The 15339-nt window shown below is 60.2% G+C and carries 9 protein-coding genes and 2 rRNA genes; 2 read left to right on the top strand and 9 right to left on the bottom strand.

What is annotated here, in order from left to right; translation table 11 throughout:
• Positions 1-42: 42 nt before the first annotated feature.
• The 3 genes from BLS41_RS33175 to BLS41_RS33165 form a co-directional block, all read right to left on the bottom strand.
• Positions 43-831 carry a class II aldolase/adducin family protein gene (locus tag BLS41_RS33175; RefSeq protein WP_083380197.1) on the bottom strand — a complete coding sequence of 263 codons (789 nt, stop codon included), beginning with the start codon at positions 829-831 and terminating at the stop codon, positions 43-45.
• Positions 828-2192 carry an MFS transporter gene (locus tag BLS41_RS33170; RefSeq protein ID WP_074772027.1) on the bottom strand — a complete coding sequence of 455 codons (1365 nt, stop codon included), beginning with the start codon at positions 2190-2192 and terminating at the stop codon, positions 828-830. The genes BLS41_RS33175 and BLS41_RS33170 overlap by 4 nt, the downstream gene beginning before the upstream one ends.
• Positions 2193-2270: 78 nt before the next feature.
• Entirely contained in the window at positions 2271-3278 is a 1008-nt protein-coding gene (locus BLS41_RS33165; protein WP_253189870.1) for an NAD(P)-dependent oxidoreductase, read from the bottom strand.
• Between the two features lie 280 nt (positions 3279-3558).
• On the opposite strand from BLS41_RS33165, the gene BLS41_RS33160 reads away from it, so the two are divergent.
• Positions 3559-4482 (top strand): LysR family transcriptional regulator, encoded by a 924-nt coding sequence (locus BLS41_RS33160; RefSeq protein ID WP_074772023.1) that lies wholly within the window; start codon positions 3559-3561, stop codon positions 4480-4482.
• A 59-nt stretch (positions 4483-4541) separates the two neighbouring features.
• Here the strand turns inward: BLS41_RS33160 and BLS41_RS33155 are convergent, their stop codons facing one another.
• The 4 genes from BLS41_RS33155 to BLS41_RS33140 all read right to left on the bottom strand — a co-directional run bounded on the left by BLS41_RS33155 (position 4542) and on the right by BLS41_RS33140 (position 9531).
• Positions 4542-5855 (bottom strand): MFS transporter, encoded by a 1314-nt coding sequence (locus BLS41_RS33155; RefSeq protein ID WP_074772021.1) that lies wholly within the window; start codon positions 5853-5855, stop codon positions 4542-4544.
• 62 nt (positions 5856-5917) lie between these two features.
• Entirely contained in the window at positions 5918-7090 is a 1173-nt protein-coding gene (gene tcuB, locus BLS41_RS33150) for a tricarballylate utilization 4Fe-4S protein TcuB (protein WP_074772019.1), read from the bottom strand.
• Positions 7077-8495, bottom strand: coding sequence for an FAD-dependent tricarballylate dehydrogenase TcuA (gene tcuA / locus BLS41_RS33145; RefSeq protein ID WP_074772017.1), 1419 nt, complete (start codon positions 8493-8495; stop codon positions 7077-7079). Before tcuA ends, tcuB begins: the two co-directional genes overlap by 14 nt.
• A gap of 100 nt (positions 8496-8595) precedes the next feature.
• On the bottom strand, positions 8596-9531 hold the full coding sequence (locus BLS41_RS33140; RefSeq protein WP_074772015.1) for a LysR family transcriptional regulator: 936 nt from the start codon (positions 9529-9531) through the stop codon (positions 8596-8598).
• Between the two features lie 483 nt (positions 9532-10014).
• On the opposite strand from BLS41_RS33140, the gene hpnH reads away from it, so the two are divergent.
• Positions 10015-11574 (top strand): adenosyl-hopene transferase HpnH, encoded by a 1560-nt coding sequence (gene hpnH, locus BLS41_RS33135; RefSeq protein WP_216350637.1) that lies wholly within the window; start codon positions 10015-10017, stop codon positions 11572-11574.
• A 602-nt stretch (positions 11575-12176) separates the two neighbouring features.
• Here the strand turns inward: hpnH and rrf are convergent.
• Positions 12177-12290, bottom strand: a 5S ribosomal RNA gene (rrf, locus tag BLS41_RS33130).
• 166 nt (positions 12291-12456) lie between these two features.
• Positions 12457-15336: ribosomal RNA gene (locus BLS41_RS33125) — 23S ribosomal RNA — on the bottom strand.
• Positions 15337-15339 lie beyond the last annotated feature (3 nt).

Genomic DNA, 15339 nt, shown 5'->3' with positions numbered 1-15339 from the left:
GCACCGTACCGACGGCCACCTTCCCGCGACGATACCCACGCACTAATCGCGATAACCCCGATCCATCCGGTCGAGCATGCGCAGCAACGCGGGCCACTCCATCAATCCATAAGGACGACGCGTTTGCGGTTGATAGTTCATATACGTTTCATCGAGCACTTTGGCAGGTACGTCGTTGAGTTCGACACCGCACGCCATCGCCGCGAGTTGCGATTTGCACGACAGTTCCAGCCGGTGCATCGCATTGAATGCCTCGGCAATCGTATGCCCGACCGTCAGCAGTCCATGATTGCGGAAAATCAGTGCGTTATTGTTGCCGAGGTCGTTCACAAGCGAGTCGCGCTCCGCCATGTCGAGCACCACGCCCTTGTAATCGTGATAGCCGATGTGGACGAAACGCATCGACGTCTGCGTGATCGGCAGCAAGCCGCATTTCAGCGTCGACAGCGCCATGCCCGCCCAACTGTGCGTGTGAATCACGCAGGCAATCTCGGGCTTCGCATCGTGGATCGCGCCATGAATCACGAAGCCCGCGCGATTGACGCCGTAATCCGCACCGACGAACGCGGGCTTGCTCAGAATCGTGCCGTTGCTGTCGATCTTGATCAGGCTCGATGCAGTGATCTCCTCATACATCATGCCGTACGCGTTGATCAGGAAACTGCCGTGTTCGCCGGGAATGCGCGCTGAAATATGATTCGCGGCCATGTCGGACATGCCGTAATGCGCGATCAGCCGGTAACACGCGGCGAGGTCCACGCGCATTTGCCACTCTTCGGGCGAGCACTGGTCGCGCATCGACGGAATTGAAAATTCGGGTTGTGTTGTCACAGCGGCCTCCTGCCGGAAAGAGAAGTCGGAAGATGTTCGGTGTCGGATTTGCGCATGCAGAGCGCGGCGATCAGCGTGCAGGCAATGCAGAGCGATGCGTACGCATAGAAGCCCGTTTCATGGCCGATGCTTTTGAACCAGAGCCCGACGTATCCGGCCGATCCGCCGAAAATCGCCGTGGCGATCGCATACGGCACGCCCACGCCGAAGGCCCGCAAATGCGCAGGAAACAGTTCGGCTTTCACGATCGAGCACACCGACGTGTAGCCGGTGACGATCAGCAAGGCGAGCGACAGCAGCAAAAACGCGGTGCCGACACTATGCGTACGCGACAACGCGGCAAGCAGCGGCCAGGTTCCAAACGTGCCGCCGATGCCGAACGCCAGCAGCAACGGCCTCCTGCCGATGAAATCCGATAGCGCGCCGAACAGCGGCTGCACGAGCATGAACAGCGTCAGCGTCGACAGCGACACCCAGGCGCTTTGCTGCGCGCTCAGGCCCACCGTGTTCACCAGATAGTTGTGCATGTACACGGTGTACGTGAAGAACGCGAGCGTGCCGCCGGTCGTCAGACCGAATACGAGCAATGTCGCGCGCGGACGCCGCAGCAGTTCGCGGAAACCCGACTTGCGCTTGTCTTCCGTGGTGAGCTGTTTGAATTCGCTGGTTTCGTCGATATTGCGTCGAACGTAGTACGCGACCAGCGCGAGCGCCGCACCGATCAGAAACGGCACGCGCCACGCCCATGCGTCGAGTTGCGACGTGCTGAAAACGACGCCCTGCAGAATCACCTGCACGGCAGTTGCCAGCAACTGGCCGAGAATCAGCGTCACGTAATGGAAGCTGCTGTAAAACCCGCGTCTACCGGGTGGCGCGATTTCGCTGAGGTACACCGAACTCGCGCCGTATTCGCCGCCGAGTGAGAAGCCCTGCACAAGACGCGAGAGCAGCAGCACGACCGGCGCGGCCAGGCCAATCTGCGGATAGGTCGGACACAGGCCGATTGCGAGCGAGCCGCCGCACATCAGCGCGACGGAAAGCGTCAGCCCCGCGCGTCGTCCTTTGAGATCGGAATAGCGGCCGATCAGCCAGCTACCCACCGGGCGCAACAGAAAACCCAGCGCAAACACGGCAGCGGCGCTAAGCAACTGGATCGTGCGGTTCTCGCGCGGAAAGAACGACGCCGCGAAGTACACGGAAAACGTCGTGTACACGTGAAAGTCATACCACTCGATCAGATTGCCAATCGATCCGCCGACGATCGATCGCGCCTGACTTCGTACGCCCGTGGTCCGCTGATCGCGGGCTCCTGCGAGGCTGCCGAAACTACCGCTCGCCTTGGTACTCGACGTTTCCGCCATGGTTCGTCTCCATTTTTTTATTGAACGACTGGTATCGTGGGTGCCGCTTGCTGCGTTTCCCGCTGAGCCGTCTCAGCCTTATTGCGCTTCGACGCCCGTGTGTAGTGCGGACACGCCGGCCACGGGCGTGACCTCGTTGTTCAAACGCTCGCGCCGGTTCCAGCGCGCGAGGTTATCCAGCCACATGCGATCCACCGCAGCGGCATTGCCGCTCGAATGACCCGCGCTGTGCGGCGACACGATGACGTTCGGCAGGTCCCACAATGGCGACGCCGGATCGAGCGGCTCCCGTTCGAATACGTCGAGGTAAGCGCCTGCCAGCTTGCCGCCGCGCACCGCAGCGATCAGGTCGGCTTCGACCAGCACCTCGCCTCGCGATACGTTGATCACATGTGCGCTAGCGGGCAGCAGCGCGAGACGGCGTGCATCGATCAGGCGGGACGTCAGTGAAGTCAGCGGACACGCGAGAATCAGCCAGTCGCAGCGCGGCAAAGCGACGTCGAGATCGCTAAAAGCAATCGCGTTCGGCGTCACGGCTTCGCGCCGAACGACCATCACGTCGATGTCGAGCGCTTCGAGCAGACGAACGAGGCGCTGGCCGATCGGCCCGTAGCCGACCACGACGGCGGTTTGTCCGGCGAGCGGCGGCGGGGCGTCCGCGAGAAGCTGACGCCATGCATGCTCGCGCTGGGCTTCGGCCAGTTGGGGAAAGCGCCGCGCGAGCGCCAGCAGCGCGCCCAACGCGGTCTGAGCGACGATCGGCGCAGTCGCGCCGGACGACGTCGTCACCCGAACCTCGCGTCGCAGCAGCTCGGTAAAAATGGGACGATCGGCGCCCGCCGAGTGCGTATGGACCCACGTGAGTCCGGGCGACGCGCGCATCGCGTCGTAGAACGCGAGCGTGGCCGGTTCGAGTTGCGTCTTCGACGATCCGCCGGTCACATCCCGGCTGACGAATGCGATATCGGCAGGACCGCTGCCAGCGGCATGCGGCGCAACCAGGCGATACGGCCGACCGGCGAGAACACGCCCGATCTCGCGATCAAGCCGTTCCGACGCCACGCTGGATAAAAGAATATTGATCAACTTTGTCTCCTTGCCTCCTGTGCCGAGGTTCAGATTCATTGTCGCCATTCGATGCCCGCGTGCCGCGCTTTTTAGTGAACGCAGCGTTTCCTGAAATTCAAACCGGCGTCGATTTCGAGCCGTGAAAATGGGGCTCGTGATGCGCCGCGTTGCTTTCCGTCGAAAGCGCGTGCAAAAAAACGGCATCGACCAGGGCAATCCCCGAGCGCTTTTACGGCTCGAAACTTTCGGCGCAATTTCAGCGCTATATTGACGGCCGGCATCCCAACGAAGCGCATCCATGAAGATAGATCTACCCGGTCTGCAGATGCTGGTCTCAGCCATCGAGCTGAAGAGTCTGTCGAAGGCGGCCGAGCACGAGAACCTCGTCACGTCGGCGGCGAGCAAGCGCATCTCCGAACTCGAACGGCAACTCGGCGCGGTGCTGCTCACGCGTCACGGCCGGGGCGTCGAGCCGACCCCGGCGGGCATCGCGCTGTATCACCGCGCCAAGTCGATTTTGCGCAGCGTGGAACTGGCGCAGAGTTGCGTCGCGGAGTTCGGGCCTGGCGGCATGCCGCGCATCCGGCTGGCCGCCAATCGTTCGGCCATCGCGCAATATCTGGCGCTCACGCTCAGCCGCTATTTCGCCGAACGGCCCGATGCGCAGGTCGATCTGCAGGAGCGCTATAGCTACGATATTCCGCGGCTTGTTCATGAAGGCGACGCGGACCTCGGCATTTATCACGCGCTGTCACCCGCACCAGGCGTGCACTCGGTGCCGTACCGGCGGGATCGGGTGGGGCTGGTGGTGCCGCTGGATCATCCGCTTGCTCAACGCGCGGAGATCGAGCTTGAAGAGGCGGTCGAATATCCATTCGTCGGATATTTTCCGAGGCATTCGTTCGAGGCGTTTCTGTCGCTAGCGGAGCGCAGCCTGTCGCATCCGCTGAAGGTGCGCATCGAGGTGTCGAACTATGAGGCGCGCTGCCAGATGATCCGCGAAGGGATCGGGATCGGCATCATGCCCGAGCAGATTGCCGCGTCCTACGTGGCGGCGCATGGTCTCAGGATCGTTCACTTGCGCGACGCGTGGGCGTTCCGGCAGTTCTATCTCTGTACCCGCGCGCTCGAAGAGCTTGAGCCGCCGATTATCGAGTTCATGCAGCATGTGCTGACGTTCGATCCTGAGCAGACGCATGCCGCGCAGGACGGCCTGCAATAAAAAAACGGCGCTTGCCGTGAGGAAGCGCCGCCTTTCTGTTCACTCCAGTTCTCAGCGGATCACCCAAGCTTCGCCTGCAACTCTGCTGCTCCGCCTCGCCGGTAGAGCGCGAGCGTCGCCGAGAATCCGCACAGCGCCGCGAAAATAAGCCAGTACGCGGGCGCGGCCTTGTCTCCCGTCGCCTGAATCAGGAACGTGGACACCGCCGGGGTGAAGCCGCCGAATATGGCCGTCGCGAGACTGAACGCCAGCGAGAAACCGGCGACCCGCACGTTGACCGGCATCACTTCGGTCAACGCAGCGACCATCGCGCCGTTGTACACGCCGAAGAAGAACGAGAAGTACAGCAGCACCGCCAGCATCCGCAGAAAGCTGGGCGATTGCGCGAGCCACGAGAGCGCCGGGTACGAACTCACGATGGCGAGCGCCGAAATGAACAGCAGCAACGGCTTGCGCCCGATCCGGTCCGACAGCGCACCGCCGATCGGCAACCACACGAAGTTCGATACGCCCACCAGCAGCGTCACCACGAGGCTGTCTGCCGTGCTCAGGTGCAGCACCGCGCGGCCGAATGTCGGCGTGTAGACCGTGATCAGGTAGAACGTGGTCGTCGTCATCGCGACCATCAGCATGCCGGCCACGACCGTCCGCCAGTTTTCGAGCATCGAGCGGAAGACTTCGGAAGTCGCCGGGTGATGACGACGCGCCTGGAACTCCGCGGTCTCCTGCAGCGAGCGGCGCAGCACGTAAAGAAACGGCACGATCATGCAGCCGATAAAGAACGGCACACGCCATCCCCACGCGCCGATCTGCGCGGGAGTCAGCATGAGGTTCAACGCATAGCCGAGCGCCGCCGCGACGACGATCGCCACCTGCTGGCTCGCCGACTGCCACGCGGTGTAGAAGCCCTTCTTGCCGGGCGTCGCCATCTCAGCCAGATAGACCGAGACGCCGCCGAGTTCCGCGCCCGCCGAGAAGCCCTGCAGAAGCCGCCCGATCAACACGAGCGCTGGTGCGACGAGCCCGATACTCGCGTACCCCGGCACACAGGCGATCAGGATCGTCCCGCTCGCCATGATCGACAGCGTGACGATCAGCCCGCGCCGTCGCCCGACCTTGTCGATATAGGCGCCCAGTATGATTGCGCCGAGCGGACGCATCAGGAAGCCCGCGCCGAATACGGCGAAGGTCTGCATCAGCGACGCGAATTCGCTCGCGGCCGGGAAAAACGTCTTGGCGATGAAAGTCGCGTAGAAACCGAATAGAAAGAAATCGAACTGCTCGAGGAAGTTGCCGCTCGTGACGCGCAGCACGGCACCGAACTTCGAAAGGGGCGGTGCGCTCGCCGATTGTGTATTGGGGGCGGTTGCCATGGAGAGTCTCCTTGTAGGTATGAATTCGCGATTCGTACTTATTGTTATGTGCGTAGTATGGACTAATCCTCGACCAGCAATCCGCTCGGTTTTCTCTTTTCCACCGCCCATTTCAGGAGCGCCGCGCTCCGGTAAATGCCGTGCGCGAACTTCCCGTACGGCAGTGTCAGGAACAGCGCCATCACCACGCCCAGGTGAACGGCGAGCAACGCTGTCATGAACGTCGTGTCGCGCAGCAGCATCAGCGCGAGGCCGCTTGCGCTCGTCAGCAGAAGCAGCGCGATGAAGCCACGGTCCATCGGACGCTGCGCTGCATCACCGGCTAGCGGATGGCGCTTCAGGTTCAGCCACAAAAGACCCGCAGGACCGCCGAGCAAACCGAGGCCGCCGACTGTACCGAGTATCACCGGCAGGCTTGTCAATGCGTAGGGCGCTTCGAGTTTCAGCAGGTAGTGATAGAGCGTGGCGACGCAGGTCGACGCGAAGCACAACATGAAGCCGTAAAACGTCAGATGATGAAAACGGCGGCGTGCTAGTGAGAACTTGTCGTCGCCGGTATTGCAGCCTTCGCCGTGACCACCGCCGAGATAACGCAGGCTCAGCACGTCGTGAACCGCCTCCCCGACCGCTGCGCCGGACATCGCGCCGGGGTCTTCATTGCGCCAGAAACGCCGCACGCCGACACCTAGCGCGATCATCGAGAACAGGAAGACCACGCCGAACAGCAGCGCGAGCGTGTTGTGCGGAAACACCGCGTAGAAGTTGCCGGCGAGTGGTGACGAAAACAGCGAACCCTTGAGCGCCATCGCGAGCGCGAGGAACAGCGCGAGGCCGCCCGCCAGCGCCAGTGCGAGCGTCACGCCGTTGCGCTTGTACAGCGCACCGAAGCCTGCGGGCCACGCGTAATCCACATACGTTTGCATGCGCACCTCGGCCATCGCCTTCGGCACATTGACCATGAATTCGTGCGGCGGCGCGTACTGACAGGCATGCAGACAGGCGCTGCAGTTGTGGCAGAGATTCGCGAGAAAGTGCGCGTCGGCGCGGCCGAATTCGAGGCGGCGGGTCATTGCGGGGAACACGGCGCAGAAGCCTTCGCAATAGCGGCACGCATTGCAGATCTGCATGACGCGGCTGACTTCCGATTCCGCGGAGGTCATCGCCGTCAGCGTGATGGGCATTTCGTTCGAGGCGAGCGCACTCGCCTCGCGGGTGAGCGCTTCAAGCGACTGCATGAGTGGCTTCCTTCAAGGCTTGTTTCGATTTCAATGCCGCCCGCGCGGCTTCGGTTCCGGCGATCCGTCCGAACGCGGTGCCGATCGCCATGCCGACGCCCGCCGTGTAGCCCTTGCCGAGCACGTTGCCCGCCATCATTTCGCCGGCCACATAGAGGTTCTCGCTCGGCTTGCCGCCGAAATGCACCGCCGACCGTTCGTCGACCTTCAGCCCGAGATAGGTGAACGTGATGCCTGGTCGCAGCGCATATGCATAGAAAGGCGGTTTGTCGATCGGCTGGGCCCAGTGCGTTTTCGCCGGTTGAATGCCTTCGGTATGACAGTCGTCGAGTACCGCGTGGTCGAACTTGCCGATCCTGCACGCGGCGTTATACGTCTCGATCGTTTTGACGAAAGCCGCTTCGTCGAGCCCGCTCGCACGCGCGAGTTCGCCAAGCGTGTTGGCCTTCGTGCCGGGGAAAACGGGCGGCATGAAGCGGCCAATCGCTTTTGAATCGATAACCGAATACGCAATCTGTCCCGGTTGCTGCGCGACGAGGCGGCCCCAGATCGCATAGCGCTTCGGCCAGAAATCCTCACCTTCGTCGTAGAAGCGCTCCGCGTTCCGGTTGACCACGACGCCGAGCGACACACAGTCCACTCGCGTGCAGATGCCGCCGTCGTAGAGCGGCGCGCGCGCGTCGATCGCCACGCAATGCGACTGCGACGGATCGCCGATGGCATCCGCGCCTGCATCGATCATGTATTTGAGCAGCACGCCCATGTTGAAACGCGTGCCGCGAATCAGGAAGTTTTCGGCGACCCATTCGCCATTGACTTGCCCCCAGGCCTCGCGCAGCCACTCGCGATTCGATTCGAAGCCGCCGGCCGCGAGCACGCACGCGCGTGCTTCGATCCGTTCGTCACCGATGCGCGCGGCGACGAAACGGTCGCCGTCGAGTTCGATCGAATCGACGGGCGCGTTGTAGCGAATCTGCACGCCGAGCGCTTCGGCACTGCGGAAATACGCGTTGACGAGCGCCTTGCCGCCGCCCATGAAAAACGCGTTGGTGCGCGCGACATGCAGCGCGCCCGACAGCGGCGGCTGAAAATGCACGCCGTGATGGCGCATCCAGTCGCGACAGGACGACGATGCGCGAATCGCGAGACGCGCGAGTTTTTCGTCCGTCAGTCCGCCGGTCACTTTCAGCAGATCCTGCCAGTACTCTTCTTCCGGGTACGCGTCGATGAGCACGTCTTGCGGCGCGACGTGCATGCAACGCAGGTTGCGTGTGTGTTGCGAATTGCCGCCGCGCCACTCGCGCGGCGCCGCTTCGAGCAGCAATACCGACGCGCCGGCTTCGCGCGCCATTAATGCGGCGCACAAGGCCGCGTTGCCCCCGCCGATGACAAGTACGTCCACCATGTTCGAGCGTCTCCTCCAGTTGCCCGGAGTGTAGGACGCCCGACCCTTCAGCCGCCAGAAGCCAACCGGCAACAGGTGTTCACGAATCGTGAAGACAGAGTTATCGCGCTGGCGATTCGGCGAGCGTCGCGCCCACCCATTGGCCGCTCGTGACCAGCGAACGCGCGACATCCGCGAGCACCACGCGGGCGGCGAGCCCGGCGGGCGACAATTCGTCGTCGGAAAGGCTCACGAGCTGGTTGGTGCGAACCATGTGCCTGTCGGCAATCGGAATGGCACGAAAGGCCGCCCTGTCGCGTCGCGCGAGCGCCGCCCCCGGCTGGATGGTTACGCCGATGCCGCCGCCCACGGCATCCATCAGCATCGCCAGCCCGTCGATCTCGGCGATGATGTTCGGCTCGCACCTGGCGCTCGCAAACGCGGACGTCAGCAGCGAGCGCAAGCCGTGCGGACTGCTCGGCAGGATCAGCGGCAGCGGCGCGATTTGCGCGAGCCTGGCTTTCTTGGTCGCCGGCATGGGTTCGAAATCGGCGGCGGCGATGGCGAACAGACGTTCGTCGATCAGCGGTGTCGCGCTGAAACGCTGTCCGACAGCGCTCTGGAACAGGATAGCGAGATCGATCTGGCGGCCGTTGAGCATGGTGGCGAGGTGCCCCGACAGGCTCTCGACCATGCGCAGGCGCACGTCGGGATAACGCTCGTGCATCGCGCGCATGAACGCGAGACCGAGCACGCCCGTCGTGCTCGGCGCCATGCCCACGCTCACGTGGCCCGACAGGCGCGCGTGCTGCGCGGCGTGCGCCGCACCGTCGACGTGACGCAGCGCGAGTTGCGCCTGACGCCAGAACGCCAGCCCGGCATCCGTGAGAATCACGCCGCTCGATGTGCGTTGCAGCAGGCGCGTCGACAGTTCGCTTTCGAGGCGGCTGATCTGCTGGCTCAGCGCAGAGGTGACCACACCGAGTTCCGCCGCTGCGCGGCCCATGCTGCCGTGTTCGACCACGGCCACAAAATAGCGAAGCTGGCGCAGTTCCAACAGTTCCCCCTTTCCTCGTCGGCACGTTTTGAGATCCATTCCTTATACACGACCGAGGGGTAGCCGGAAGGCAACATCCCCGATTAAGCGGCCGTAAGTAGATGGCGTATTTCGGTCGCCTGTTCGAGCAAATATTTGAGAAAATCACGGGTTCGCAGTTTTGCGCGGTGTTTCGTCAGCAACGAAAAACAGTTCTTTCATAACGACAAAAAACCACCCGCAAATGGCTTGCGCCGTGGCCCGCGCGAGCCTCCGGAATGTTTCGCAGCCTGCTCGATATGGCGGTTTGTGCGATCATCCCTTAATTTCAGAAATTTCGAACCCACAGAGTCGGGTGCCAGCTCGGCTCACGCCCGGTCGCGCACACTTGCGCCGACCCGTTTTCGCAGACAATGGCGCCCGATCGGGGTGCGTTGCACCCTGAATGAACGCATTTGCGGGGCTTGCCCCGCCAAGTAATAGTTACCGAGGAGAATTAGCAGCATGGGAGTGCCAATTTCACAGGCATGGACGGTCGCCAGTTACGTCCTGAAGCAGAAGTTGATGCGGCGGAGCAAGTATCCGCTCGTCCTGATGCTCGAACCGCTCATGCGCTGCAATCTGGCGTGTGCGGGGTGCGGGAAAATCCAGTACCCGGCGCACGTTCTGAAGTCGCAACTCACGCCTGAACAGTGCTTCAAGGCCGTCGAGGAATGCGGCACGCCGATGGTCGCGATTCCCGGCGGCGAACCGCTTCTGCATCCGCAGATGCCGGAGATCGTCGCTGGTCTCGTCGCGCGCAAAAAGTACGTGTACATGTGCACGAACGCGTTGCTGCTCGCAAAGAATCTTCATCTGTTCACGCCGAGCAAGTACCTGTCGTTCTCGGTTCACGTCGACGGCCAGCGCGACCACCACGATTTCGCCGTGTGCCGTGAAGGCGGCTACGACATCGCGATGGAAGGCGTTCGGGCAGCGGTCGCGGCGGGTTTCCGCGTGACCACGAATACGACGCTGTTCGACGGTGCAGACCCGAACAGCGTGCGTGCGCACTTCGACGAAATGATGACGGCGGGCGTCGAAAGCATGATGGTGTCGCCCGGCTACACGTACGACAAAGCGCCGGACCAGAAGCACTTCCTCGGCCGCGCTCGTTCGAAGAAGCTGTTCCGCGCGATCCTGTCGAACCGGAAGAAGAGCTGGCGCTTCAACGCGTCGCCGATCTTCATGGAATTCCTGATGGGCAAGAAGGACCTGACCTGCACGCCGTGGGGCATGCCGACATACAGCATTTTTGGCTGGCAGAAGCCGTGCTATCTGCTGCAGGACGGCTACGCGGACAGCTTCGACGAGCTGATGGAAAGCGTGAAGTGGTCCGAGTACGGCACTGAAAGCGGCAACCCGAAATGCGCGAACTGCATGGTGCACTCGGGCTACGAAGCGAGCGGCGTGAACTACACGTTCGGCTCGTTCAAGGGCATGTTCCAGACGGTCAAGGCGATGCTGTTCGACCGTTACGACGACAAGGGCGCGACCGAAATTCTCGCCGGCTGGAAGAAGACGTCGCACGAAGTGCCGATGGTGTTCGTCCCGAAGGCTGAGCGCACGGACGCTGCCGCCAAGCTGGCCGCAACTGGGGCGCAAGCCGCGGCAGCCGCCAAGGTCGATCCGGATCAGATGGAAACCGCCGCCGGTACCGAGCACGAGCAACTCGAGGGTTGGACGCCGGAACTGACGACCGAAGCCGAAATTCGCGAGGCGATGGAAAAGGCCTTCGATTATCGCGGCGACGTGACGATCACCCGCAAAGACGGCTCGACCGTCGCGGGCTATCTGTACGACCGTCAATACGGCGCGGCCTTCAAGGACTGCTTCGTCCGCATCATCCCGACCGGCAAGCAGACGAAGGAAGTGATTCCGTATCCGGAGATCAGCGCTATTGCGTTCACCGGTAAAGATACTGCGGCTGGCAAGACCTTCGAAAACTGGGTCAAGCGATATTGGGAAAAGAAGGCCGCTGGCGAGAAGAACATCCAGATCGAGCCGGAATATCTCGGCGATTAAGTGGTGCGATATGCCGGCGCGGAATTTAGCGTCGGCATATCGGCAGGTGATCGCTCCTGCCAAACAGGAGCAACTTTCCGCTATCAACCGATTGGCCGATGCAGTCGGTTGGTAACGCGGGTTTCTTTTCCCCGCAGTTGTGAATCCCCGTTCAGACTCTCTTCGACGCGACTCGCTGTGTATTCATTAGCGTGCGTTTGAGCGCGTTAGTCCGCTAATGGCAGCGTTACCTGTCGGCAATGGGCAGCTTTTCAGTTTCGAAACGTTGGCGACTGTCCGGCAGTCATGCAGAAATCCAAACTCGACGACTTCGTAGAAGCGATACGCGTCGCAGGCCGTAAGCCATTCCCTCGATTCGTTCCGTCACCACCGACGTTGAACACGGTCGCGTTGCATTCGACGCAGCTCACATCGTCACGGTGCGTGCGGCGTCTTTATCGCGCGCTAGCGCCCGAACCGGGCGATTGAACTCGCGATGATGTCCCTGCGGATCAAGGCGTAGGAGTGGTGGACAACTCAGCGATTTGACATGCGGAGTATTTTTGGCCTGTAAACGCAGAAACCCCACCTTTGTGGGGTGGGGTTTCTGATACTGCTGGGGAGCCTGACGATTACCTACTTTCACACGGGCAATCCGCACTATCATCGGCGTGGAGTCGTTTCACGGTCCTGTTCGGGATGGGAAGGGGTGGTACCGACTCGCTATGGTCATCAGGCATGACTTGTTGTCGTACTGCTCGTGGAGCAATACAACCAATCTGGAAGAAGTAGTTTCTGGTGATGCTCACCAGAGAAGCTTTTGGGGTTGTGCTGTTTCTGGCACAACACTGATCTCAACCGTGCGTCTCGTGTCCCTTTGCGGGAGCAAGACACACCTGTTATAGGATCAAGCCTTACGGGCAATTAGTATCAGTTAGCTTAACGCATTACTGCGCTTCCACACCTGACCTATCAACGTCCTGGTCTTGAACGACCCTTCAAGGGGCTTAAAGCCCCGGGGATATCTCATCTTAAGGCGAGTTTCCCGCTTAGATGCTTTCAGCGGTTATCTCTTCCGAACATAGCTACCCGGCGATGCCACTGGCGTGACAACCGGTACACCAGAGGTTCGTCCACTCCGGTCCTCTCGTACTAGGAGCAGCCCCCTTCAAATATCCAGCGCCCACGGCAGATAGGGACCAAACTGTCTCACGACGTTTTAAACCCAGCTCACGTACCTCTTTAAATGGCGAACAGCCATACCCTTGGGACCGGCTACAGCCCCAGGATGAGATGAGCCGACATCGAGGTGCCAAACACCGCCGTCGATATGAACTCTTGGGCGGTATCAGCCTGTTATCCCCAGAGTACCTTTTATCCGTTGAGCGATGGCCCTTCCATACAGAACCACCGGATCACTATGACCTGCTTTCGCACCTGCTCGACTTGTCGGTCTCGCAGTTAAGCACGCTTATGCCATTGCACTATCAGCACGATTTCCGACCGTACCTAGCGTACCTTCGTACTCCTCCGTTACACTTTGGGAGGAGACCGCCCCAGTCAAACTGCCTACCATGCACTGTCCCCGACCCGGATAACGGGTCAAGGTTAGAACCTCAAACAAACCAGGGTGGTATTTCAAGGTTGGCTCCACGCAGACTGGCGTCCACGCTTCATAGCCTCCCACCTATCCTACACAGATCGGTTCAAAGTCCAATGCAAAGCTACAGTAAAGGTTCATGGGGTCTTTCCGTCTAGCCGCGGGGAGATTGCATCATCACAAACACTTCAACTTCGCTGAGTCTCGGGAGGAGACAGTGTGGCCATCGTTACGCCATTCGTGCAGGTCGGAACTTACCCGACAAGGAATTTCGCTACCTTAGGACCGTTATAGTTACGGCCGCCGTTTACCGGGACTTCAATCAAGAGCTTGCACCCCATCATTTAATCTTCCGGCACCGGGCAGGCGTCACACCCTATACGTCCACTTTCGTGTTTGCAGAGTGCTGTGTTTTTATTAAACAGTCGCAGCCACCAGTTTATTGCAACCCCTTCACCCTTTGCCCGCAGGGGCATCAAGCTACAGGGGCGTACCTTATCCCGAAGTTACGGTACCAATTTGCCGAGTTCCTTCTCCCGAGTTCTCTCAAGCGCCTTAGAATACTCATCTCGCCCACCTGTGTCGGTTTGCGGTACGGTCTTGTTAAACTGAAGCTTAGAGGCTTTTCTTGGAACCACTTCCGATTGCTTCTTCACCTAAGTGAATGGCCTCACACCCTTGAATTCCGCGCCCGGATTTGCCTAAGCGCCTTCTCCAATGCAAGGACCGGGACTTCCAACACCCGGACAACCTTCCGCGATCCGTCCCCCCATCGCATTTAACAATGGTGCAGGAATATTAACCTGCTTCCCATCAGCTACGCATTTCTGCCTCGCCTTAGGGGCCGACTCACCCTACGCCGATGAACGTTGCGTAGGAAACCTTGGGCTTACGGCGAGGGGGCTTTTCACCCCCTTTATCGCTACTCATGTCAGCATTCGCACTTCCGATACCTCCAGCACACTTTTCAATGCACCTTCGCAGGCTTACGGAACGCTCTCCTACCATGCACATAAATGTGCATCCGCAGCTTCGGTATATTGCTTAGCCCCGTTACATCTTCCGCGCAGGACGACTCGATCAGTGAGCTATTACGCTTTCTTTAAAGGATGGCTGCTTCTAAGCCAACCTCCTGACTGTTTTAGCCTTCCCACTTCGTTTCCCACTTAGCAATATTTGGGGACCTTAGCTGGCGGTCTGGGTTGTTTCCCTCTTGACACCGGACGTTAGCACCCGATGTCTGTCTCCCGTGATTGCACTCTTCGGTATTCGGAGTTTGCTATGGCGTAGTAATCCGCAATGGACCCCACAACCATGACAGTGCTCTACCCCCGAAGGTGATACACGAGGCACTACCTAAATAGTTTTCGGAGAGAACCAGCTATTTCCAGGTTTGTTTAGCCTTTCACCCCTATCCACAGCTCATCCCCTAACTTTTCAACGTTAGTGGGTTCGGACCTCCAGTACGTGTTACCGCACCTTCATCCTGGCCATGGATAGATCACCTGGTTTCGGGTCTACACCCAGCGACTGAATCGCCCTGTTCGGACTCGCTTTCGCTACGCCTGCCCTAATCGGTTAAGCTTGCCACTGAATGTAAGTCGCTGACCCATTATACAAAAGGTACGCAGTCACCCCTTGCGAGGCTCCTACTGTTTGTATGCATGCGGTTTCAGGATCTATTTCACTCCCCTCCCGGGGTTCTTTTCGCCTTTCCCTCACGGTACTGGTTCACTATCGGTCGATCACGAGTATTTAGCCTTGGAGGATGGTCCCCCCATCTTCAGACAGGATTTCACGTGTCCCGCCCTACTTGTCGTACACCTAGTTCTTCCTCGCTGCTTTCGTCTACAGGGCTATCACCTGCTATGGCGGCACTTTCCAGAGCCTTCGACTAACAATGAAGATAAAGAGTACAGGCTGGTCCCATTTCGCTCGCCACTACTCTGGGAATCTCGGTTGATTTCTTTTCCTGCGGTTACTTAGATGTTTCAGTTCACCGCGTTCGCTTCTCATAGCCTATGTATTCAGCTATGGATACTCCATTAGGAGTGGGTTTCCCCATTCGGATATCGGGGGATCAAAGCTCGTTTGCCAGCTCCCCCCCGCTTTTCGCAGGCTACCGCGTCCTTCATCGCCTGTGATCGCCAAGGCATCCACCACATGCACTTGTTCGCTTGACCCTA

Source organism: Paraburkholderia fungorum (assembly GCF_900099835.1).
Classification (GTDB): Bacteria; Pseudomonadota; Gammaproteobacteria; order Burkholderiales; family Burkholderiaceae; genus Paraburkholderia; species Paraburkholderia fungorum_A.
This window is presented reverse-complemented; position numbering and strand designations above follow the sequence as displayed.